The sequence below is a fragment of the Streptococcus sp. W151 genome, assembly GCF_053010205.1.
In genome coordinates, this window is the sequence record NZ_JBRKNT010000001.1 from 480,309 (window position 1) to 504,025 (window position 23,717).

Sequence of the window (23,717 nt, forward strand, 5' to 3'; positions counted from 1 at the left end):
TTAATCCTCATAAAGTGGAAAGGCGTCTGTCAGGGTTTTGACTTGGCTACGAACCTCGTCTAATACTTCTTGCTTGTCTGCATTCTTCAGCGCTTTGATCATGAGTTCAGCAACGGTGCGACTTTCTTTTTCACCAAAACCGCGAGCAGTGATGGCTGCTGCACCAATCCGAATCCCACTGGTCTTAAATGGAGACAAGGTTTCATAAGGAATAGAGTTTTTGTTGAGGGTAATGTTGACCTCGTCCAGTAAGTTTTGCGCCACTTTCCCATTTTCAACGACTTTAGTCACATCGACAAGGAAAAGGTGGTTCTCAGTTCCGCCTGAAATGACACGGAAATCAGGATCTTGCAAGAAGACATCAGCCATAGCCTGACTATTCTTAATCACGTTAGTGGCATACTCTTTAAAGGCAGGGTCAAGCGCTTCTTTGAAAGCAACAGCTTTAGCTGCAACGACATGCTCTAGTGGTCCTCCTTGAATACCAGGGAAGATGGCAGAGTTAATTTTCTTAGCTAACTCCTCGTCATTAGTCAAGATCAAGCCACCACGAGGACCACGAAGGGTCTTGTGAGTGGTTGTTGTCGTGATATGGGCATAAGGAACTGGACTTGGGTGAAGACCTGCTGCAACTAGACCAGCAATATGGGCCATATCAACCATGAGCTTAGCTCCTACTGCATCTGCAATTTCACGGAATTTTGAGAAATCAATAATGTGAGAGTAGGCTGAGGCACCAGCAACAATGAGTTTTGGTTTGACTTCTTGAGCTTGTTTTAAGATGGCGTCAAAATCCAAGAGTTCTGTTTCCGGATCTACACTATAGGACACAAAGTTATAAGTTTGACCAGAGAAGCTCACAGAAGCTCCGTGCGTCAAATGCCCACCGGCAGCTAGATCCATCCCCATGACAGTGTCACCAGGTTCAATCAAGGCCATATAGGCAGCACAGTTAGCCTGACTTCCTGAATGCGGTTGAACGTTAGCAAACTTAGCCCCAAAGATTTCCTTAGCACGTTCAATTGCCAGGCTTTCAACGATGTCTACAACATCAGTCCCACCGTAGTAACGGCGACCTGGATAACCTTCTGCATATTTATTGGTCAGAATAGACCCTTGCGCTGCCATAACCGCCTTAGAGACGACATTTTCAGAAGCAATCAACTCGATATTGTTTTGTTGGCGTTCCTCTTCTTTGGAAATAGCATTCCATAGGTCTGCATCATAGGCTTTGTAATCTTCTTTATCAAAAATCATCCGTCTACTCCTTATTAAATAATTTTTTATATACATTATGACAGAGGAAGGTCATCTTCCTCAAAAGAAAGCTCGGGTACTTGTGCAAGCAAATCATCTTTCGTAATCGAACCTTGGCGCAAAATCCTTGCTTTGGAACCAGAAATGTCCAAGATGGTTGAATCTTGGCCAGTAAGGAAAGCATCGTCCTCAAAGCCAGGAATTACCTGATCAAATTCTTTTACAATTGTTTCATACTTTGTTCCACTTGCATGACCTGAAAGATTGGCCGAGGGACCAACCAAAGGGCCGTATTTACGAATTAAATCCAATGTCTTTGGGTGAGCCGGTATACGGAAACCAACTGTATCCAATCCTGAATGAATCCAGTTAGGTACCTTTTCATTCGCTTGAAGAATAATAGTTAGAGGCCCAGGTAAAAATGAATGAATTAGTTTTGTTAAATAGCTGGGTTGATTTTTCGAATAAATTCGAATCGTTTTTTCATCGGCTACATTTAAATTCAGAGCCTTGTCTCTAGGTCTACGTTTTAATTCGTAAATATAATCAACTGCCTCTTGGTCCAAAGCTTTAGCGAAAATACCATAGACTGTTTCAGTTGGCAGAATAACCGCACGGCCTGCTTCTAATTCTTTCTCAATGTTATCCATTGTCTACTACTACCATTCTTTCTTGTCCAAATTGGTCTTTCAGAACTCGAACTCGTTTGTCAGGAAACGCTTCTCGAAAGAGCTCTTTTACTTTGGCTCCTTGCTTATAGCCAATTTCTAGATAGATCTTTCCTTCTGGTGTTAATACACTCGGTGCTTGCTGGGCAATCTTTTCGTAGATAGCATATCCATCACGGTCTGCAAAGAGAGCTAAGTGAGGTTCAGAGGCTAATACATTGACTCCTACTTCTTCTAGATCATCACGCGAGATATAGGGTGGATTGGACACAATCAGGTCGTATGGACCTTCTAGATCATCTAGTACATCTGAAGACTTAAAGGAAACGACTGCTTCTAACTGCTGGGCATTTTCATGAGCAAGCTCCAAAGCCTTTTCTGACACATCACTAGCTTGAATCTGCCAGTTAGGTCTAGCGAGCGCTAAGCTAATCGCAATAGCACCACTTCCTGTTCCGATATCCAGAACTCGTAGGGATTCCCCGTCGTTTTCTTCAAGAATGAGTGCAACTAATTCTTCCGTTTCAGGTCTAGGAATTAGCACGCGCTTATCAACTGTAAAAGTATGGCCACAGAATTCGGCGCTGCCAACAATATATTGGGCAGGAACATGATGTTTCAACTGCTCAAAGATGGATAGGAGCAAGTCCTGATCCTCTACTTCAACTTCTTTTTGCAAGGCAAGGACAAAGTCTGTAAAGGTCCAATTTTTTAAAGCACGATACGCGAAGGAGAGGCTTTCTGCTTCCTCTCCAACGGCTATTAATTCTTCTTCATACTGGGCTAATAATGGTCCCAACAACATTATTTATTCAACTCTTCTAGTTTTTGTGTTTGATCATACAAGACCAAAGCATCGACCACTTCATCTAATTTACCAGATAAGATAGTATCCAGTTTTTGAAGGGTCAAGCCAATCCGGTGATCGGTCACACGGTTTTGAGGGAAGTTATAAGTCCGGATCCGCTCTGAACGATCACCAGTACCGATAGTTGACTTCCGCTCAGCGTCTTGCTCATCTTGGGCGATCTGAGCAAAGTGGTCAGCCACACGCGCACGGATGATCTTCATGGCTTTTTCACGGTTCTTCTGTTGGGTCCGTTCTTCCTGCATCTCTACCTTGATATTGGTTGGCAAGTGGACGATACGAACGGCTGTTGCAACCTTGTTGACGTTTTGTCCACCCGCACCAGATGCGTGGTAAATGTCAATCCGAAGGTCTTTTGGATCAATGTCGTATTCAACTTCTTCGATTTCTGGCATGACCAGAACGGTTGCTGTAGAGGTATGGACACGACCTTGGCTTTCCGTCACAGGGACCCGTTGTACCCGGTGGGCACCAGATTCATACTTGAGTTTCGAGTAGACAGATTGACCAGAAACCATGGCCACTACTTCTTTGATCCCGCCAACGCCATTGTAAGAGGCTTCCATGACCTCAAAGCGCCAACCTTGGCTTTCCGCATATTTTTGGTACATCTGCAAGAGGTCGCCAGCAAACAACTGTGCTTCGTCTCCTCCTGCTGCCCCACGGATTTCCAAGATAATGTTCTTGTCATCGTTTGGATCTTTTGGAAGAAGTAAGATCTTCAGTTTTTCTTCGTACTCTTCCTTTTCAGCCTTGGCATCTTTGAGCTCTTGCTTGGCCATTTCTTCCAAATCTGCATCGCCGCCTGCTTCCTTGATCATTTCTTCAGCATCGACGATATTTTGAAGCACTTGCTTGTACTCTCTGTAGGCTGTCACCGTGTCGCGAGTGGAAGCCTCTTCTTTTGAAAGCTCCATAAAGCGTTTGGTATCAGAGACCACATCAGGGTCACTCAATAATTCCCCTAACTCTTCATAACGGTCTTCTACAGCTTGTAGTTGATCATAGATATTCATGTTTGCTCCTTAATTCTAGGTTGTTAGATCATAGATTGCTACAATTTCGTCTTCTATGACTTGGCCAGTTTCTTTAAATCCATAATGGAGATAGCAAGATCTCGCTTGATTATTTTCCGGTTCATAAGATAACCAAAGACTTGTTGCTTTTCCAGCTGGCTCTGTTCGAACAAAGTCAATGACTGCATCCATAGTCGGTTTAAAATAGCCTAAACCTTGAAATCGTTTATCGATCATAAAACGAAATAACAAGTAGTTCCCCTTACTGATCCCAATTTTCCGGTCATAGGCAATCATAACAAAACCAACTAATACTTCCTTATCATAAACTGCTAAGGGAGCTATAAATTCACCATTTTTATCATATACATAGGCTTCAGCTAAACTAATGGAATTGGATGCAATAAAATTCCTTTGGTTTGGATGAACTTCTAGATTTAAAACGTCAAAATAATTTTCTATTGTAATATCTTTTAAACAAATAGGCATCATTATCCTCTCTAAAACGTTCTAGACGCTTTCAGATGGTATGTCCGGATTAAAATAATGCTTGCGGCAAACCGAGATATAGGTCTCGTGTCCACCAATCTGGATCTGCTCTCCGTCGTAGACAGGTTTGCCCGCTTGGGTGCGTAAGACCATGGTCGCCTTGCGGGAACAGTATTGGCAGATGGTTTTGATTTCCTCGATCTTGTCTGCTAACAAGAGGAGGTGTTTAGAACCTTCAAAGAGTTCATTTCGAAAATCATTTTTGAGGCCAAAAGCCATCACCGGCACATCCAGTTCATCCACGACTCTTGCCAGATCATAGACATGGTGGCGTTTCAAAAACTGAGCTTCATCGATTAAGACACAGTAAGGTTTGATTGCTTGGTTTTTAATAAAGCCAAAGATATCAGTTTCTTCTTCGATCGCAACGGCTTCCCGTTTCATACCAATCCGGCTAGAAACCACTCCAAATCCATCACGCGTATCGATTGCTGAGGTCATGATGACGACGCTCTTACCTTGCTCTTCATAATTATGAGCCACCTTCAAAATCTCAATGGTTTTACCAGAGTTCATGGTCCCATATTTATAATATAATTGTGCCATTTTCCTTTTGTTCTCTCTAAAATGTGTTTCATTATCATTTTACCATAATTTTGCTAACCTTTGTATCCCAAAATGTGATAAAATAGTCCTATAAAAAATTTAGGAGGTGGCCACATGCCATTTGTACGAATTGATCTATTTGAAGGACGCACTTTGGAACAAAAGAAAGCCCTCGCTAAAGAAGTAACGGAGGCTGTTGTCCGTAATACTGGCGCTCCTCAGTCAGCTGTTCACGTTATCATTAATGATATGCCTGAAGGAACCTACTTCCCTCAAGGTGAAATGCGCACCAAATAATATTTCCACTAAAAAAACCTTTCTTGCTTGTGATAACACATAGCAGGAAAGGTTTTTCTTATTTTTCTTGTGCTTGACGTTCTGCTTTACGTTCTTCGAATTCTTCATCACTCATCAGAGTTCCACCGACATTAGCTGATTTAGCAAAAGCAGTGTAGCGGCGCAACCATCCACTTGAAATCTTAGATTTGAAAGGTTTCAAGTGTTTACGGCGTTCTTCAAGGGATGCATCATCGACAAGCAAATCAAGGGTACGATTTGGTAGGTCAATCACGATTTCATCCCCATCTTCGATTAGGGCAATATTACCACCTTCTGCTGCTTCTGGAGAAACGTGACCAATCGCAATCCCACGAGTAGCTCCTGAGAAACGACCATCCGTAATGAGAGCCACATCCTTACCAAGACCGCGTCCGACAATCTTAGAAGTTGGCGCCAGCATCTCTGGCATACCAGGACCACCCTGAGGACCTTCGTAACGAATGACAACGACATGGCCCTTCTTGACTGTTCCATTGTCAATCAACTCAAGGGCTTGATCTTGTGAATCGCAACAAATAGCCTTACCGCGGAAAGTGGTCACAGATGGATCTACACCACCGACCTTGATAACCGCTCCATCTTGAGCGATATTTCCGTAAAGGATAGACAAACCACCTACAGGTGAGATAGGATGCTCAATTGGATGAATAATTTCTTCATTTTTGATTTCCGCACCAGCTACGTTTTCTTTCAAGGTTTTACCAGTAACTGTAATACGATCACCCTTAATAGCACCTTTTTTGATCAACTGATTGATAATGGCTGGAACACCACCAGCTTCGTGCACATCATGCATAGTGTAGATACTTGAAGGTGCAATTTTAGAGAGATATGGTGTCTTCTTGGCAATTTCGTTGATATCTTTGAGATCATAGTCAATCCCTGCCTCACGCGCAATCGCAAGCGTATGGAGGACAGTATTGGTTGATCCACCCATGGCCATATCAAGCGCAAAGGCATCATCGATAGCTTCTTTGGTCACAATATCCCGTGGACGGATATCCTTTTTAATATTCTCCACCAATTGTTTGGCTGCTTGGCGAACCAATTCACGGCGTTCATCCGAAACCGCTAGGATGGTACCATTACCTGGAAGAGCAAGGCCTAATACTTCCATCAAACAGTTCATGGAATTGGCGGTAAACATACCAGAGCAAGAGCCACAAGTTGGGCAAGCATTTTTTTCCAGGAAATCCAGCTCATCCATGCTCATATCACCAGCCTGATAAGTCCCTACTGCTTCAAACAAACTTGAGAGAGTCGCTTGATGCCCCGTCATGTCAACGCCACCCTTCATAGGGCCGCCAGAACAAAATACTGCTGGCACATTGGTCCGCATGGCTGCCAAAATCATTCCCGGTGTAATCTTGTCACAGTTGGGAATATAGAAAACACCGTCAAACCAGTGGGCATTGATGACCGTTTCAGCAGTATCTGCGATCAACTCGCGAGATGGCAAACTATAACGCATCCCGATATGCCCCATAGCGATTCCGTCATCGACACCGATGGTATTAAATTCAAAAGGAATCCCACCAGCCTCGCGAATAGCTTCCTTTGCAATATCTGCTAATTCACGCAGATGAACATGCCCTGGAACGATATCAATATAGGAGTTACAAATTGCAATAAAGGGCTTTTGCATATCCTTTGCTGATTTTACTTGCCCTGTTGCATAGAGGAGACCACGCGCTGGTGCTCGGTCGATCCCCATTTTGATCATATCACTTCTCATCTTGTTCTCCTCCTAGTTCTTCATTTCTACCTCCTAATCTTATCACTTTGACATCAATTGTCAAGAACTTTCAGAAAATTTATACTATTTATGGTGCATAAAAAACCTGGTTTCCCAGACTTTAGTTTGTTTGCTTTTTTTCGATCTGCCAGAGCCGAAGTTGGTAGCAAATACCACTCACGACAAGGCTAGAAATAAGACCGATCCAATAGGCATAGGGACCAAGGGTGGTCACATGATCAAGGAAAATCCCTAAAGGAATAGAAATACACCAATAGCTAAAAACTCCTAATAAGAATGGAACGGTTGTATCCTTATAACCCCGCAAAATCCCTTGAAGGGGTGCTGCAAAGGTATCAGCTACTTGGAAAAAGAGACTATAGGTCATGAAAATAGCAGTTTGCTGCACAAAGACTGGATCCTTGCCGTATAGCCCTGCCAGTTGAAAGCGGAATGTATAAAGAAAGACGAGGGTGACAATCGCAAAGCCAAAGGCTGTCAGCCGTCCCAAACGGCAATATTGTTTGACCACTTCTGGTCTTCCTGCACCCAATTCGAAAGATACGATAATAGCCATGGTGCTCGAGATACTAACCGGAAAAGCATACATCAGGGTAGAAAAATTCATGGCCGATTGGTGACTAGCGATGGTTAGTGATGGGAATTTTGCCATTAACAGGCCAACCAGCGAGAAGATGATGACTTCTGCAAAAACAATTCCACCGATTGGAAGCCCAAGGCGCAATACTTCTTTCATCCCTTTAAAATCATAAGGTTGCGGCTTCCACAATTGGAAAGGTGCTACCTTAGGGTGCTTGCACAAGATTAAAACTGCAATAGCCAGCAAGACCCAGTAGGCCAGAGAGGTTCCAAGACCTGCTCCCGCTCCTCCCATCTCAGGAAAGCCAAAAGCCCCATAGATCAAGATATAGTTAAAACAAGCATTCAAAGGCAAGAGCAAGAGCATCAAGTACATCGATAGTCGCGTCATTCCCAACGTATCGAGGAAGGTCCGCACGATACTAAAGAGCAACAAGGGTAAGATTCCTAGAGAAAGGAAATATAAGTAGCGAATGGCTATTTGAGCAACAACATTTTCTAAGCCGATCTGCTTGAGAATCATTGGCGCAATCCCCCAGACAAAGCCTATTAAGAGAATGGCCATCGCAAATGACATATAGAGGAATTGGTAAAAATCGCCAGCAATCCGTTCTTTATTTCCCTTGCCCAAATGATGCCCGACAATCGGTGTCAGAGCAGAGACAATCCCGGTCAGGAAAGTAAAAAATGGGTTCCACAGACTGGTAGCTGTAGAAACTCCAGCCAAATCAAGGGTCCGGTACTGACCGGTCATGGCTGTATCGACAAAGCTGGCTGAATAATTGGCCAATTGGTAGATCAAAATCGGCAAAAATAGACTCAAAAACAAACGCAAGCGTTCTTTAAAGTGATAGGTTAAATACATGATTCTAACTCTCTTCTCATCAAATAAGATTTTCTCCCCTTCCACTCTACTATATGTTTCCTTAAAAGTCAAAAAAACCGAAGATCCAAGGACCTCCGGTAAATTTGAGATAATTATTTATTGCGGTTCAAAATCGCATTGAGAACGATCGCTAAGACGCTTGCAACGACAATTCCGTTTGCAAAGAACATTTGGAATCCTGTTGGAAGGCCATTAAAGAGGGTACTGTTATTCAAGCCAACCCCTGCTGCAATAGATACAGCTGCGATGAGGAAATTGTGCTCGTTGTGTTCGAAATCAACACGCGCAAGGATCTGCATCCCCTGAATAGATACGAAACCAAACATGACCAGCATCGCTCCACCAAGTACTGGGCTTGGGATGATTTGTGCTAAAGCTCCAAACTTTGGAAGGAGACCGAGTAGAACAAGGAAACCAGCCGCATAATAGATTGGAAGACGGGTCTTGATACCAGACAATTTCACTAAACCAACGTTTTGTGAGAATCCAGTGTATGGGAAGGTGTTGAAGATACCACCGAGAAGCACGGCCAACCCTTCAGCACGATAGCCATTACGGAGGCGCGTGCTGTCAATCGGATCTTTGGTAATATCTGAAAGGGCGAGATAAACCCCTGTTGATTCAACCATGGAAACTGTCGCGATGATACACATCATCAAGATTGAGGTGATTTCAAACTTAGGCGCTCCAAAGAAGAAAGGCGTTGGAACGTGAACGACTGGTGCTTGCGATACAGGTGTGAAATCCACCAAGCCCATAGAAGCTGCAATAGCAGTTCCTACAATCAACCCAATCAAGATAGAGATAGACTTGATAAAGCCAGTCGTATAGATGTTGACCACAAGAATGATGAGAATGGTGATCACGGCTAAAATCAGACTTTGCACTGTTGGTTTGGCTGCGTTATTCCCCATATTCCCAATCGCAACTGGAATCAAAGTCAAACCAATAGTCGTAATGACAGATCCCGTCACAATGGATGGGAAGAGGTTGGCAATTTTCGAGAAGAATCCTGAGACCAGAACCACGTAAATCCCTGAAACAATCAAGGCACCAAACATGGCCCCACTACCATGGCTAGCCCCGATCATGCTGAGAGGTGCCACAGACTGGAAGGCAACCCCAAGGACGACCGGAAGACCGATCCCAAAGTATTTATTGAGCTGGACTTGAAGGAATGTCGCTACCCCACACATAAAGATATCTGTAGAGATGAGGTAGGTTAGCTGATGAGCGTTGTAGCCCAAAGCACCCGCGATCATGATCGGCACCAAAATTGATCCCGAATACATGGCTAATAAATGTTGCAAGCCTAGAACAGCGGCCTGTGAATGGCTTTCTTGTTTTTGCATTAGATGTCTGCCTCCTTAAAAACAACTTGACCATTTTCAAAACGGTCCAAACGCGCGAGGGATACAACTGGATATCCCAACTCTTCTAATAATCCCCGTCCATCTTGGAAGGATTTTTCAATGACGATCCCAACGGCTTCCACTTGAGCACCAGCTTGTTCGATGATCTGAATCAAGCCCTTAGCTGCTTGGCCATTTGCAAGGAAATCATCAATAATTAAAACCTTATCCACTGGATCTAAGAATTTACCAGCAATTGAAACCGTACTGGTGACTTGCTTGGTGAAGGAATAAACCTCAGCTGTCAAAATCCCCTCATTCATGGTGATGTTTTTCGCTTTCTTCGCAAAAATCATAGGGACATCCAGTGCTTCTGCTACATAAAGGGCTGGCGCGATCCCAGACGCTTCAATGGTGACGACTTTGGTAATCCCCGCATCTTTGAACCGGTCCGCAAAGGCCTGGCCAATTTCTTTCATGAGTTTGAAATCCACTTGGTGGGTCAAAAAGGAGTCCACCTTGAGGATATTCTCACCTAAAACGTTGCCATCTTTTAAGATGCGTTCTTCAAGTAATTTCATACTTCCTCCTACTTTCTATAAAATCCGTTACTTATTCACAAAACACAAAAAGGCCTGCAAAGCAAGCCTTGAATATCCTCTAATAAAAGGATTTATCTCGACTTACTTATTGTTAGGTGTTCCGGCACCTTGTAGAAACATCACGCCCATTCGTGAAATAAATAAGTAATTCAATTAGTGTGCATCGCCATTCCAGATGGAATTCTTAACGATCACATAGTCAACATGTTTCAAATCTGCTAATCTCCGGCCTCCAGCATAAGAGATCGAACTTTGCAAATCTTGTTCCATTTCTGTCAAGGTGTCTTGCAAATGACCCTTGGCAGGCAATAAAATCTTCTTGCCTTCGACGTTCTTATAAGCGCCTTTTTGGTACTCTGAAGCAGATCCATAGTACTCTTTGAAAGACTCTCCGTCGATTTCGACTGTTTTACCAGGACTTTCGATATGGCCTGCAAAGAGGGAACCAATCATGACCATAGACGCCCCGAAACGAATCGATTTGGCAATATCGCCATGGGTCCGAATCCCACCGTCCGCAATGATTGGCTTACGCGCTGCTTTTGAGCACCAGCGAAGGGCAGCCAATTGCCAACCACCTGTACCAAATCCAGTCTTCACTTTGGTGATACAAACCTTACCAGGGCCGATTCCGACCTTAGTCGCATCAGCTCCCGCATTTTCCAATTCACGAACAGCCTCAGGTGTCCCAACATTTCCAGCAATGACAAAGGTATCTGGTAATTCTTTCTTGATGTGTTGGATCATCCGAATGACACTATCCGCATGACCATGTGCGATATCAATGGTAATGTACTCAGGTGCATCTGCCTTCAGTTGACTAACAAAGTCATATTCGTATTCCTTAACACCAACCGAAATGGATGCGATTAAACCTTGCTCGTGCATGCGTTTGACAAAAGGAATCCGACCCGCTTCATCAAAGCGGTGCATGATGTAGAAGTAACCACCACGCGCCAACTGCTCTGCTACATTCTCATCCAAGATCGTCTGCATATTAGCAGGGACAACGGGAAGCTTGAAGGTATGCTTTCCAAATTGAACGGTTGTGTCTGCTTCAGATCGACTATTGATGATACATTTGTTGGGAATCAACTGGATATCTTCATAGTCGAAAATAGGAAATTCATTTAACATCGATTGAAAAATCTCTTTTCTAAAAACTGACCTACCTATGCGCAAGCGCATCGCTACGTCTCTTGACGTTTCCTTGATAGATTATACCAAAGATACGGACCTAATGCAACGGGAATGATTTTATAGGAAATAACGTTCGGAAATTACAAAATAAAACCTGTTTCGAAAAGAGAAACAGGTTTTATTTATGAACATTTTGGAGCCAATTGTTGATTTCTCTAGTTACAATTTCTGGTGCCTCTGTATACAGTTCGTGCCCCAAGCCTTCTAGCAAGACTTGCTTGATCTTGGGATCTAGTTGATTCAGAGCTGCTTTCCTCCATTCAGGTTCTTCTTGGTAGCAAGGGCCAAGAAAGAGGACGGGCTTGTCTGTAATTGAAATCTGGTTAGCCTTGATCTGACGTCGTAGACGCAATAAAGCCATGACCTTTTCTAGATCCAGATTTAATTCATATTGTTCACTTGATGGATTCCAGCGATAGCTAGCCTCTACTGCTTTTCGCGCTATAGGCGTAGGATCTGCTCCATCACAGAATTCTGCTAACACGGCTTCTTCCAAGGTCGAAAAGACTTGCTGTTGCATGAAGGATGATGTGCCTTCTAGTTCTTCCTCCAAAGGCAGGATCTTTTCCATATCCAGGTAGCCCCCATCTAAGAGAATCAGAGCCTGGATTTGAGGAAACTCTGCAGCAAGATAACGAGCCAAATCTCCACCCAAGGAGTGCCCCAATAAACAGATCTCTTCATCTTGTACAATCTGACCTTGAAACCAAGCACGAAGATCTTTTTCTGTCTGAATCATTTCCCTGTAGGGATCTAAAAAGGTTACCGGAAAGCCGAGCTCATCGATAAGTGGCGCTAGATGGTAGCTATTGCTACCTAGGCCACCAATAAAATAATATTGCATGTGTTTTGTCTCATTTCTATAAGATTAAAAGCTTATGAAAGCTATACATATTTAGTCATCCTTTCCCTACTATCATACCGAAATACAGTTTGAAGATCAAGTTAGTCACTAGCTAGGGGAATTAGATGCACAAAAAGAGCCCACAGGGTCTCTATCTGAATAAACAGGATACAAAAAAATCCACTCACTTGTTGTGAAATGGATTGTTTCTTCATCAACGGTTCAACAAGAAATTGAACAATTTTTCGACAATTTTTACGACCAACCAGCATAAGAATCCGATATAGGTAAAATAGAAAATGAGTGACAAAATCGTAATAATCATGGTTTCCTCCTTCATCGATTGCAAGTCCTTGTCTTATTATACCTTTTTATGCAATCGAACTCAATAGAATTTTGAAAATTGTCTGATTATTCTTTTTCTTTCTTATCTTCTTTTGTGTCTTGATCAGCTTCTTCACTGCCTTTATTGACAGCTGTCTTAAATTCAGCAAACATTTTGCCGATGGACTGACCCAACTCTGGCAGGCGTTTTGGTCCAAAAATCAAGAGGGCACCCAGGATGATGATGATCAAACCTGGTGCTCCAATATCACGTAAAATTCCCATTAGTTTCTCCTTTTTCTCGAATAGATGACTTTACTGATGGCGACACTCACTTCAAATAAGAGGATCAAAGGGAGGGTCATGGCCAAGTCACTGATAAAGTCTGCAGGGGTTAGCACGACAGCTAAGACCAGCAGGACAAAGTAAGCATAACGACGGTAGGTGATTAAAAACTGTGGTGTCAAAAGCCCAATTGAGGTCAGAAAAGCGACTAAAACTGGTAACTCGAACAAGACTCCTAAAGGCAAGGTGGTGTGCCATAAAAAGGTTAAATAATTTTGCGCCGTCAATTGGGTATCAAACAGTCCTTCTCCCAAGCGCATCAAGACCTCTAAAATAGCTGGGCTGACAAAGAAATAACCAAACGCTAGCCCCAGCACAAAGCAAATAAAGCTAGCTGGTATATAGGCAAAGACTGCACGCGCCTCCTTCTCCCTTAAAGCCGGTCTCACAAATTGCCAAATCTGGTAGACAATAAAGGGCAGGGTCAGGCTAAAGGCTGTGAGATTGGCCAGCGAAACATAGATCCAGAGGATATCATTTGGACCTAGTACCAGCAATTTTTGATGCAGGCTAGCGGTCAAGATCTGGTAGAGTTCTCCTCCAAATACAAAGGCTACAATAAAGACGATAATGTAACACAAGACCACAGCGATCAATCGTTTTCGAAATTCGACCAAGTGCTCGACAATGGTCATTTTATCTGCTCTACTCTTTGCCATGTTGTCTCACCGTGATAAGGGTGATCAGGGCCACAAAGAGTAGTTGGGGAAGAAGAACTTCCCAGCTTGGATAGATCCCTGCCCAATCAATGGTAGGAAGTCCATTGACCAAATGACTCGGTAGGATATTAGTCAACTGCAGGGCGTGGATGCTGACACCGAGCATCTTGAAGGCCAAGGCGTAAATCAACCACGTCAGAATGAAAAAGATTCGATGAGGTTGGATCGCTTGACTGGCCTTGGTCATCGCAACTGCAATGATGATGAGAACGGCTATGGCAAGCCCGATTCCTAGTATGAAATGAGCGGTTGTAATCCGTGGAATGATTCCAACATAGAAGAGAATGGTCTCAGCCCCTTCACGAAAGACTGCTAAAAAACTAAGGGCAAACATAGAGACAAAACTTCCTGTAGCTGTTACCGTCTTCATCTGACGGTCCATAAAGGCATTCCACTGTTTGACAGAGGACTTGCTGTGGAGCCAAATTCCGATGAGGATCATCATGACCACAGCGAAAATCCCAACGACCCCTTCAATGATTTCCCGGTTAGAGCCCGAAGTAACGGCTGGAAAAGCTACTTGCAAAACAAGAGCGATCGCTGCGCTGGCAAGAACCCCCGCAACAGCTCCACCGTAGACCCATTTGAGGCCTTTCCTCATCTTAGCAGCCTTAAGGGTCGTTACAAGGGCCATGACGATCAGAAGCGCTTCTACCCCTTCACGTAGAAGAATCAACATGGCATCAAAAGCGTTGTAAGAAGCTGTCGTATCAATCGCAGACAGGTCCCTGATCAAGGTATGTAATTTCTCTTGATAGGTCTTTTCTTTCCCCTTAACCATAATGACCGGGGATTCACTCTCTACGCGCGTGTAGAGGCTTGGATTGGTCGTGCTGACATCCCCCTCAATGGTTGGCCAGATGGTGATGAACTGCTTCATAGTTGCTGCAGCAGATTTATCGTCGCCGGATTGGAATTGGCTTTGCGCCTTCTCCAAAAGCTTGATCCCATCTTTCAGTGTCAAATCTGTACTGGCGCTGCTAATCGCTTCTCCTTTTACAAAGGCATCAATCCCGTTTTTGAGGTCATCATAGGAGGACTGGATGCTGGTAAAGTCGGTAGGCTCTGTTTCAATGCTACTACGTAAGAGCGAAATGGCCGTCTCGATTTTGCCATAGTAGGCTGTGCTATGATCTCTTACCACTGCTTCGTTTCGTGTCCAGGTATTATTGAGATCTGCATAGGTTTGACGGGTTTTATCCAGATCCTTAGCTGTAATGGCATCTTGTAAGTTCTTAAAATAAGGAGCGAGGCGACTCACGAGTTTGTCTTTTTCCGCCTCTAAATCGACCGGATTTTGCTCTTTTTCAAAAGCTAGCAAGGTTGATGAGATCTTGGTGAGATCCTCTTTGGTTACCTCCCCTTTTATAGCTAGAGCTTGGCTAACTTTTTTTCCTGCCTTGGAATCATGGTGATCTTTGGATTCAAAATTATCCTGAATCTCAGCGATCAATTCCTTGGCCTTATCCTGGTTCTTATTTTCTACAGCGGTTGTTGCATCTGTGATCTTGATAAAGAGATCGCTATAAGATTCCGCAGCCACTGGATAAGTCCAGAACAAGGCAAGAAGGCCTAACAAGATCAAAACTTTATTCAAAGAGTGCTTGACCAAGGTAGCCTCCTTTCTCTACGCCTGCAAAGCAAGCAAAGAGTCCACTTCCAATATGGGTGATGTACTCGTTCATTTTATCCACTGCACCTAGATTGGTTTGGATTTTAACAAAACTGTTTGGATCTTTTTGAAAGGCGATAAAAATCAAGCCTGCATCAAATTGCCCAGTCTGTTCATTGATGCCATCCGAGTAGGAATAGGAACGTCGTAAAATCGGCCGATCCACTTCTTTGGCCAAACGGACATGTGAATCTACTGGTAGTTTAGATAAATCTACTTCATCAAATTCGTTGGTTTTCCCAAATGGAGCACCGGACTCCTTGTAGCGACCAAAGGTATTTTCTTGCTCCTGCAAATTGGTCCGGTCCCAAGTTTCCAAGTGCATTTGGACTAGGCGAAGAGCCATATAGGAACCACCCTTCATCCAGTCCTTGCTGTCAGTCCAGACGACCTTGTCAAAATCCTTCTCCGTCGTGACATTTGCTGTTCCATCCTTGAAACCAAAGAGATTGCGGGGTGTTTCTTTTCTGTCACCAATCGCCGCAAAACCAGACTTGCTCCACTTCATGGTGATGGTATTGCGACCTTTGCGGATGAGATTTCGGACCGCATGAAAGGCTACTTGCTCATCGTCAGCACAGGCCTGAATGACGATGTCGCCACCTGTATATTTGTCCTGCAACTGCTCCTTTGGAAATGGAGGCAAATCACGAAAGAGCTTGGGACGTTTAGATTCCAAACCTAATTTCTTGAGAAAGCTAGCAGAGACACCAAACGTCAGACTCAAGCGATAGGGGTTGAGTCCCACTGTTTCCCCTGTATCTGTTGGCGGCAAGAGGGCATTGGCGCCATCTTTTTTGACCAGCTGCCCTTCGACTAATTTACTACTATAGTCGGTCCAGTCTTTAAAAAGCTGGATGACTTCTTTTTTATCCGTCGTGTGAAGATCCAGCACCACCAAGTAGCAAGCCTTCGGCATGGCCGTCGTAATCCCAGCTTGATGCTTGCCATAAAAGGAGACGTCTTCATCCCCATCATAAGCTTTTTTACTAGAACTGTCTTGATTAGCGAAAAAAGCAGATGCACCAGAGAGGCCCAGTGCTAGACCAGCCCCTCCAATACCTGCTTTTTTAAGAAATTCACGACGGTCCATTTTTTTATCTAAAAATTTTTCGTCAGCCATTTTTCTTATTTCCCATCTAAAATCACACCCATTTGAGACAAAGGTTCACCAAGTTTAGTCACCGCTTCAGCCAATTCCTTGGTATCTTCCTTGGTCAAATCTGTGTAAGACTTGTAATTTGTTTCATCAGTCATGTGTTTGTCCAATAAAGCATTGACATTTTTGAATTCTGCTTCCAAGGTTTTAACCAACTTGGCATCTTTTTTCTCAATCAAAGGTTTAAAGAGAGAGAAAATCTTTTCAGCTCCTTCAATATTGGCACGGAAGTCGTACAAATCTGTATGAGAGAAGACTTCTTCTTCACCCGTGATCTTTTGCGTTGCCACTTCATTGAGCAAATCGACAGCTCCGGTCAACATGATATCCGGTGTTACTTCTACTGTAGCAATTTTAGCTTTCAACTCCTTGATATCGTTCACCAGTTGGTCTGCATATTTGTCAGTGCCATCTGTCGTATTGTTTTCCCAAAGGATGCGCTCAATCCGGTGGAAGCCAGACCAGCCTTCTTCTGATTTATTTTCATCCACATAGTCCACCAAACGGTAGTCGATTTTGACATCCGATTCTCCGAAGGTTTCAGCAATCGGTTCAGAACGTTCATAAGCCATACGGATCAAGGGATATTGCTTTTTAGCTTCTTCCAAATTCCCAGCTTTTAGGGTATCTCGGAAACCTTCTGTATCCTTGAGCAATTGGTCAATTTGCATTTCAACAAAGTCTTTGTATTCAGCTGTCGAATTGTCCAAAGTCTTCTGGTCAGCCTTTGACAACTGCACCGTTGAGCTGGTTTGCGTCTTTTGACTCGACTGTTTGTTGCTAGAATTCGCACACCCTGCTAAAAGAGCAACACTCAATAAGAGTAGACTATATTTTTTCATGAAAGACTTCTCCTCTTTTGTTCTTGGACTTATTTTACCAGAAGTTTTCTCATTTTTCAACAATTGTCTGAAAATTTAATAATAGAAAGACCTTTCTAAGAAACTGTCTTTTACAAAAGAATATCCTTGACTCGTCCAATTTCAGATTCTTTCACCACCACAAAGATGCTATCACCTAGATACAAGCGAGTTGCTCCATTGACTGTGAAGCTTTTACCACTTCGCATTTGCGTAGTAATCAAAATATCTTGGGGGAGTTCGAGTTCATGAACTTGTTTTCCTGCAATCTTTTCGGATACAGGAATCTCAATCAAGGTCAACTCTCCTTCTTCTTGCGCCTTATCAGGTAAGAGTTGCTCCAGCATGGCTTCATAGACTGGTGCTCCATGGAAGAGATCCATAATCATATAAGCTACCAAGGTGACCATCCCTAGTGGCATTAAACTTCGAATATCGCCTACCATCTCTGTCACTAAGATCATCGCTGTTAAAGGAGCTTTCGAAATGGCCCCAAAATATCCACTCATTCCTAAAATAATGAAGAGAGGTAATTGATTTTGAGAGATAAAGCCAATGTTATGGAGGAGAGTTCCAACGATCGCGCCTAAAAGAGATCCTAAAGCTAGAATGGGCAAGAAAATTCCGCCAGGTAGACCACTACCATAGCTCAACATACTCCAGATAAAACGGATCGTAAAATAGAGAAGGATCGACAGAACTGGATACGGTACTCGAGCTAAATCCAAAACCAATTGGTTCCCGCCACCAAGAATTTGTGGAAGGAAATAGCCGATTGGAATAATCAAGACAAAGGCAAATAAGGAAGAGTAATGAGAGGGAACATGAAAAATCTTCTCAAGTAAACGATACAATCGACCGATATTCAGCACCACTACTTCATATACATAACCTGCTGCCCCCAAAAAGACTCCGAGAAAGAGGTAAATCCAGTACTGAGACAAATGGAGCGGCGGAATATTTTGCGGCATATGAAGTACGGGTGTTTGACCAAAGACATTGAGTGAAATAAAATTCGCAGTCAGACTAGCAGCCAAGGTCGAAATCCAAAAGAATCGAGAAAAATGATGGTAGACTTCTTCCACGACAAATAAAAGTCCTGCTATAGGTGCATTAAAGGCGGCTGCAAGGCCTGCAGCAGCTCCACTTGCAATCAAAGACCGCTCCTCAACTGGGCTGACCTTCAAATGATGGGCCACTCCTTTTCCACCCATAGCCCCTAATTGAATACTAGGACCTTCACGACCAAGCATCAAGCCACTTCCAATGGCTAAGACACCTAGAATATATTTTTTCCATAAGGTATCCCACCAGCTCACCGCTAAGAGTCCCTTGAGCTCTGCTTCGACTTGCGGAATTCCCGATCCCTTGATATCCCGATTGGTGCGAATGAGACGACCAGCAATCAGTACGATCACCCCATACCCCAACAGCATCGCAAATAGATATAGTGGTTGAGTCGGCATCTCTTTGTAGACGCCTTGAACAAAATGAAAAATATGTTCGATCAAAAAACGAAAACTCGAGACGACACAGCCCACAACGATCCCAACCAGAACACCTCTGACAATATGGGCCACAATCGAACTAGAGGCAAAACGAAATTCATTTTTTAAGGCTTCTTCTTTTTCAGACATTCCCTAACTCCTTCAAACTCTTATCCTATTCATTATACCTTATTTCACTGCCTCTGCATACATTCAAAGACAGAAAAAAACAAAACTAGCACCGCTAGCTTTGTTTTTTATTTAGTCATTATTCAGCAGTTAAAGCTGCCATTGTGATGTAGTTGTATGGTTTGTTGAAGTGTGGCAAGAAGAACAAGTCAGTCAATGCTAACTTATCAATCGTCACGTGTTCTTGAATTGCAAGTGAGAACATGTGGATGGCCATTGAGATGGCGCTATCACGTGATACCATTTGAGCTCCAAGGATTTGACGAGTGTCTTTGTCATAAACAATCTTGATACCAACCTCATAGTTATCATGTTTAATAAATTCAGGTTTTTGAAGGTCATTGAAGCCTGTTTCAGTGGCATTGAAGCCGGCAGCTTTTGCTTTTTCAAGAGTCAAACCAGTTGAAACCATGTGGAGGCCATAGATAGAGATACCGTTAGAACCTTGAACACCGATTCCTTCCAATTCATGACCAGTCGCATTGTAGGCACCAACAATACCTGAACGAACCGCATTAGATGCAAGTGCGATGTAGCTCATTTCACCACGTGCATTGTCATAGATAGTCGCACAGTCACCAACTGCATAGACACCTGGAAGTGACGTTTCTTGTTTCTTATCGACAAGGAAGGCACCGTTGCGGAAGAGTTCGATCTTACCATCTGCAAGAGCTGTATTTGGACGGAAACCAACAGCCAAGATGACCATATCTACATCGAAGGTTTCTTTATTGGTTACAAGACGTTCTACCTTACCATCTCCTTCAACTGCTTGAACAGTCTGTCCAAGAGCCAAACGGATGTTGTGGTCTTCCAAGTTTTTCGCCATGATGTCTGTAAAGTCTTTGTCATAGTAGCCGTTTAAGACAGTGTCCACGATATCCACCAAGACAACGTCTTTGCCAAGACGTTCGAAAGCTTCAGCAAGTTCAACACCGATGTAACCACCACCAACTACGGCGATACGGTTCAAGTGTTTGCTGTTGTCTTTCAATTTTTCGATCACTTCTTCAGCGTTTTGGTACAATTTAACGAATTGAAGATTTTCAAGAGTTGCTTTGAATTCACGGTTACCAGGAACAACTTCAACTCCTTTAATTGGAGGAATGATTGGTGTTGATCCAGTCGCAAAGATTAATTTTTCATAAGATTCTTTGTGTTCTTTTCCATCAACTTCTGCAGTTACCACTTTGTTGTCATAGTCAATCGAAAGAACAGGAGAGTTCATGTAGACTTTTGCACCTTTTGCTTCCAATTTTTCTTTGTCAGAGTAGAAGAGACCTTCTGGACCATCGATTTGCTCACCGATCCAAAGTGCCATCCCACACCCAAGGAATGAAATGTTTGAGTTTTGGTCAAAAACTACAATTTCATTTTCATTTCCAAAATTATCTAACATAGTATTGATACAAGCTGTTCCGGCATGGTTTGCCCCTATAACAACAATTTTACTCATAGAATAAATCCTACCTTTAATTTAATTTACTTCTTGAGTATATCACAAAAATGATATCGGTTACAAGATATTTGCTCAATATTTGTGATCTTTTCTTCAAACCTTCTGAAAACTTCCTCCCACAGCTTTCACAAAATGTCAAATAATTTGTCTGAAAGGATTGTGAAAACGGTCTCTATTTGGTATACTGTAGGTAAGTGAAAATTGGAAAGGATAGATTTTTAGTGGACCTAAGTAGTCGATCCGAACGTCTGATGGGAACCACTATCACCGTTTCGATCTGTGACCCACAAGCGGATGAACTCCTTGCACATTGCTTTGAACTTCTTCGCTCCTACGAACATCGCTTCAGTGCTAATGATGCAAGGTCTGAACTCATGGAAGTCAATCACCAAGCTGGCATTGCTCCTGTTCAAGTTCATCCAGATCTTTTTGAACTGATTGCATTAGGTACCTTGCATAGTCAAGCTAAAAATAGCCATTTAAACATTGCTATCGGCCCTCTTGTGCAAACCTGGCGGATCGGATTTTCAGATGCCAGACGGCCTGCACCAGAAGAAATCGAACAAGCGCTTTTAAAGATCGATCCCCAGCAGATTCAACTAGACCAAGAAAACTATACAGTCTTTTTGAAACGTCCTGGAATGAAGATCGACTTGGGAGCTTTAGCAAAAGGCTATAGCGCAGATCTAATTGCTACCTATCTGAGAGGTAAGGGAATCAAGGATGCCTTGATCGATCTTGGAGGAAATATCCTAACCGTCGGTCAACACCCCGTTAAACAGCAGCCTTGGCGGATTGGCATTCAAAATCCTGTTGAAAAAAGAGGCCAGCACCTACTGGTCCTCTCAGTCAAGGATAAATCTGTTGTCACCTCTGGCATCTATGAGCGTCATTTAGAAGTCGACGGCCAGTCGTTTCACCATATCTTTGATAGCGCGACAGGCTATCCGGTTGAGACAGACTTAGCCAGTATCACCATTATATCTGATCGATCCGTAGACGGGGAGATATGGACTACCCGCCTGTTCGGGGACTCTCCTACTTCTATCCTCAACACTGTTGAATCACTTCCTGGTATAGAGACCTTATTGGTTTCACAATCAGGCAAGATCGCCTATACAAGTGGGCTTCAATCTTATTTATAATTCTGTTATCAGAAAGGAAATTTCCATGGTAAAACTTATTGCGATTGTGGGGACTAACTCCAAACGTTCTACAAACCGTCAACTGCTTCAATACATGCAAAAACATTTTGCTGATAAGGCTGAGATCGAATTGGTCGAAATTAAAGATATCCCTGTCTTTAACAAACCAGCTGACAAACAAGTACCTGACGCTGTCTTGGATATTGTTGCAAAAATTGAGGAGTCTGATGGAGTCATTATTGGGACTCCAGAATATGACCACTCTATTCCAGCAGTCTTGATGAGTGCTCTAGCTTGGCTCTCATACGGAGTCTTCCCATTGTTGAACAAACCAGTCATGATTACTGGGGCATCATACGGTACCTTGGGATCTTCACGTGCCCAACTCCAACTCCGTCAAATCTTAAACGCTCCAGAAATTAAGGCGAATGTCTTGCCAGATGAATTCTTGCTATCTCATTCATTACAAGCCTTTGATCAAAATGGAGACTTAGTAGATTTGGATGTTATTCAAAAATTAGATGCCGTCTTCAATGATTTCCGTGTGTTTGTAAAAATTACAGACAAATTACGCAACGCCCAAGAATTGCTTCGCAAAGATGCTGAAGAATTTGACTGGGAAAACTTGTAAGATAGGAGACAGAAAAGAATGAAATTTGTAGGACTTGTAGGATCAAACTACGATCAATCATATAACCGTAAACTCTTGGAATTCATTCGCCGCCAATTTAAGATCAAATTTGAATTGGAAGTTCTTGAAATCGATGAAGTTCCAATGTTTAACCAAGATGAAAAATGGGACGAAAGTTTCCAATTACGTCTTTTGTTCAATAAAATTACTCGAGCAGATGGTGTCATCATTGCTACTCCAGAGCACAACCATACGATCTCTGCTGCTCTTAAATCTGTTCTTGAATGGCTATCTTTTGAGGTGCATCCATTTGAAAACAAACCAGTAATGATCGTTGGTGCTTCCTACTATGATCAAGGGACATCACGTGCTCAGGTTCACCTCCGCAAGATCCTTGATGCTCCAGGTGTCAATGCTTATACTCTTCCAGGTAATGAATTCCTTCTTGGAAAAGCAAAAGAAGCTTTTGACGAAAACGGCAATATCATCAACGAAGGAACCGTCAAATTCCTCGAAACCTGCTTGGATAATTTTATGAAATACGTTGAGGTTGTATCCAAATTGAAAAAACCAAAACCAATTGAACCAGAAGATTTAGATTGTAATCATCCAATTGCTACAACTGTTACTGAGGTTGATCCAGATGATCCAGATTGGGTTGAAAAAGTAGCTGAACTTACAGGTGCTGTTTCTGGAGATACTTATGTCAAACTTGACCACGGTATTCTAACCGTTGACCAAATTAATATGTTCTTGAAGGCCATGCCATTTGAGTTGACATATGCCGATGATAACAACCAATTCCTCTACTACAACAATGCTCATCAAGATCCAGATACCATGTTTGCTAAACGCGTGCCACCTCAATCTGGTAGCCGAATGTCAACCGTTCATGGATCCCTTCCACCAGCACGTATGAAAAACGTTGAATGGGTAATCGGCACTCTTCGCAACGGAAACCAAGAATATGTTCGAACCATTGTTCCAGGATCTCCTGAAGGCGTGATCAACACCCACAACTACCAAGCTATGTATTATGAAGATGGTTCTTACGCTGGTATCAATGAAATTGTCTTCAACTTCAAACCATGGTTAGACTGGTACCTGCAAACAACAGGTCAACGCCTTGTAGGTGGTAGCGGACCATTTGCTCCTGCTGGTGGTCATGGTGATGCAGATGCAACTTCTGGTGCTTCTGATGCTGGAGGACATGGTGACGGAGGCCACGGAGATGCAGATGCCACTTCTGGTGCAAGCAACTAATA

Annotated in this window: 23 protein-coding genes and 1 riboswitch; of the genes, 4 read left to right on the forward strand and 19 right to left on the reverse strand. The window is 43.0% G+C overall.

Annotated elements, in window-relative coordinates; all coding sequences use genetic code 11:
* The 6 genes from glyA to ACVC7Q_RS02260 are packed head-to-tail and all read right to left on the reverse strand — an operon-like array spanning nt 1 to nt 4,904.
* Complete coding sequence (gene glyA / locus ACVC7Q_RS02235) at nt 1-1,257, reverse strand: serine hydroxymethyltransferase (RefSeq protein WP_447264673.1); 1,257 nt, start codon at nt 1,255-1,257, stop codon at nt 1-3.
* A gap of 35 nt (nt 1,258-1,292) precedes the next feature.
* Nucleotides 1,293-1,907 (reverse strand): L-threonylcarbamoyladenylate synthase, encoded by a 615-nt coding sequence (locus ACVC7Q_RS02240; RefSeq protein ID WP_447264674.1) that lies wholly within the window; start codon nt 1,905-1,907, stop codon nt 1,293-1,295.
* The gene (prmC, locus tag ACVC7Q_RS02245) at nt 1,900-2,730 is read right to left on the reverse strand and encodes a peptide chain release factor N(5)-glutamine methyltransferase (protein WP_447264675.1); all 831 of its coding nucleotides are present in this window, start codon (nt 2,728-2,730) and stop codon (nt 1,900-1,902) included. Before prmC ends, ACVC7Q_RS02240 begins: the two co-directional genes overlap by 8 nt.
* Complete coding sequence (gene prfA / locus ACVC7Q_RS02250) at nt 2,730-3,809, reverse strand: peptide chain release factor 1 (protein ID WP_003007273.1); 1,080 nt, start codon at nt 3,807-3,809, stop codon at nt 2,730-2,732. The genes prmC and prfA overlap by 1 nt, the downstream gene beginning before the upstream one ends.
* A gap of 15 nt (nt 3,810-3,824) precedes the next feature.
* Nucleotides 3,825-4,298: a GNAT family N-acetyltransferase gene (locus tag ACVC7Q_RS02255; protein WP_447265031.1), complete on the reverse strand. Its 474-nt coding sequence runs from the start codon at nt 4,296-4,298 to the stop codon at nt 3,825-3,827.
* 21 nt (nt 4,299-4,319) lie between these two features.
* Nucleotides 4,320-4,904 carry a thymidine kinase gene (locus ACVC7Q_RS02260; RefSeq protein WP_447264676.1) on the reverse strand — a complete coding sequence of 195 codons (585 nt, stop codon included), beginning with the start codon at nt 4,902-4,904 and terminating at the stop codon, nt 4,320-4,322.
* Between the two features lie 114 nt (nt 4,905-5,018).
* Here ACVC7Q_RS02260 and ACVC7Q_RS02265 point away from each other — a divergent pair, with 114 nt between their 5' ends.
* Entirely contained in the window at nt 5,019-5,201 is a 183-nt protein-coding gene (locus tag ACVC7Q_RS02265; RefSeq protein WP_001117401.1) for a 4-oxalocrotonate tautomerase, read from the forward strand.
* A gap of 58 nt (nt 5,202-5,259) precedes the next feature.
* Here ACVC7Q_RS02265 and ilvD read toward each other — a convergent pair whose 3' ends face one another.
* From ilvD to nox, 13 genes are all read right to left on the reverse strand, one after another.
* Nucleotides 5,260-6,978 carry a dihydroxy-acid dehydratase gene (gene ilvD / locus ACVC7Q_RS02270; RefSeq protein ID WP_447264677.1) on the reverse strand — a complete coding sequence of 573 codons (1,719 nt, stop codon included), beginning with the start codon at nt 6,976-6,978 and terminating at the stop codon, nt 5,260-5,262.
* A gap of 121 nt (nt 6,979-7,099) precedes the next feature.
* A complete protein-coding gene (locus ACVC7Q_RS02275) occupies nt 7,100-8,443 on the reverse strand; it encodes an MATE family efflux transporter (protein WP_447264678.1) in 1,344 nt (447 codons plus the stop codon).
* 113 nt (nt 8,444-8,556) lie between these two features.
* Complete coding sequence (locus tag ACVC7Q_RS02280) at nt 8,557-9,816, reverse strand: nucleobase:cation symporter-2 family protein (protein WP_049474930.1); 1,260 nt, start codon at nt 9,814-9,816, stop codon at nt 8,557-8,559.
* The gene (locus ACVC7Q_RS02285; RefSeq protein ID WP_447264679.1) at nt 9,816-10,397 is read right to left on the reverse strand and encodes a xanthine phosphoribosyltransferase; all 582 of its coding nucleotides are present in this window, start codon (nt 10,395-10,397) and stop codon (nt 9,816-9,818) included. Before ACVC7Q_RS02285 ends, ACVC7Q_RS02280 begins: the two co-directional genes overlap by 1 nt.
* A gap of 89 nt (nt 10,398-10,486) precedes the next feature.
* Nucleotides 10,487-10,582: riboswitch (purine riboswitch) on the reverse strand.
* The gene (gene guaC, locus ACVC7Q_RS02290) at nt 10,572-11,555 is read right to left on the reverse strand and encodes a GMP reductase (RefSeq protein ID WP_447264680.1); all 984 of its coding nucleotides are present in this window, start codon (nt 11,553-11,555) and stop codon (nt 10,572-10,574) included. It overlaps the preceding riboswitch by 11 nt.
* 181 nt (nt 11,556-11,736) lie before the next feature.
* Entirely contained in the window at nt 11,737-12,462 is a 726-nt protein-coding gene (locus tag ACVC7Q_RS02295) for an alpha/beta fold hydrolase (RefSeq protein WP_447264681.1), read from the reverse strand.
* A 411-nt stretch (nt 12,463-12,873) separates the two neighbouring features.
* Nucleotides 12,874-13,071, reverse strand: coding sequence for a Sec-independent protein translocase subunit TatA/TatB (locus ACVC7Q_RS02300; protein ID WP_447264682.1), 198 nt, complete (start codon nt 13,069-13,071; stop codon nt 12,874-12,876).
* Complete coding sequence (gene tatC / locus ACVC7Q_RS02305) at nt 13,071-13,790, reverse strand: twin-arginine translocase subunit TatC (protein ID WP_447264683.1); 720 nt, start codon at nt 13,788-13,790, stop codon at nt 13,071-13,073. Before tatC ends, ACVC7Q_RS02300 begins: the two co-directional genes overlap by 1 nt.
* Nucleotides 13,777-15,462 (reverse strand): FTR1 family iron permease, encoded by a 1,686-nt coding sequence (locus tag ACVC7Q_RS02310; protein WP_447264684.1) that lies wholly within the window; start codon nt 15,460-15,462, stop codon nt 13,777-13,779. The genes tatC and ACVC7Q_RS02310 overlap by 14 nt, the downstream gene beginning before the upstream one ends.
* Nucleotides 15,440-16,645 (reverse strand): iron uptake transporter deferrochelatase/peroxidase subunit, encoded by a 1,206-nt coding sequence (gene efeB, locus ACVC7Q_RS02315; RefSeq protein WP_447264685.1) that lies wholly within the window; start codon nt 16,643-16,645, stop codon nt 15,440-15,442. Before efeB ends, ACVC7Q_RS02310 begins: the two co-directional genes overlap by 23 nt.
* Nucleotides 16,646-16,650: 5 nt before the next feature.
* Nucleotides 16,651-17,523 carry an iron uptake system protein EfeO gene (efeO, locus tag ACVC7Q_RS02320; protein ID WP_447264686.1) on the reverse strand — a complete coding sequence of 291 codons (873 nt, stop codon included), beginning with the start codon at nt 17,521-17,523 and terminating at the stop codon, nt 16,651-16,653.
* 110 nt (nt 17,524-17,633) lie between these two features.
* Nucleotides 17,634-19,178 carry a chloride channel protein gene (locus ACVC7Q_RS02325; protein WP_447264687.1) on the reverse strand — a complete coding sequence of 515 codons (1,545 nt, stop codon included), beginning with the start codon at nt 19,176-19,178 and terminating at the stop codon, nt 17,634-17,636.
* Nucleotides 19,179-19,296: 118 nt separating this feature from the next.
* Entirely contained in the window at nt 19,297-20,673 is a 1,377-nt protein-coding gene (gene nox, locus ACVC7Q_RS02330) for a H2O-forming NADH oxidase (protein WP_447264688.1), read from the reverse strand.
* A 224-nt stretch (nt 20,674-20,897) separates the two neighbouring features.
* Here nox and ACVC7Q_RS02335 point away from each other — a divergent pair, with 224 nt between their 5' ends.
* The 3 genes from ACVC7Q_RS02335 to ACVC7Q_RS02345 are packed head-to-tail and all read left to right on the forward strand — an operon-like array spanning nt 20,898 to nt 23,715.
* Nucleotides 20,898-21,821 (forward strand): FAD:protein FMN transferase, encoded by a 924-nt coding sequence (locus tag ACVC7Q_RS02335; protein ID WP_447264689.1) that lies wholly within the window; start codon nt 20,898-20,900, stop codon nt 21,819-21,821.
* Nucleotides 21,822-21,846: 25 nt separating this feature from the next.
* On the forward strand, nt 21,847-22,452 hold the full coding sequence (locus ACVC7Q_RS02340; protein WP_447264690.1) for an NADPH-dependent FMN reductase: 606 nt from the start codon (nt 21,847-21,849) through the stop codon (nt 22,450-22,452).
* Nucleotides 22,453-22,470: 18 nt separating this feature from the next.
* On the forward strand, nt 22,471-23,715 hold the full coding sequence (locus ACVC7Q_RS02345; RefSeq protein WP_447264691.1) for an NAD(P)H-dependent oxidoreductase: 1,245 nt from the start codon (nt 22,471-22,473) through the stop codon (nt 23,713-23,715).
* Nucleotides 23,716-23,717 lie beyond the last annotated feature (2 nt).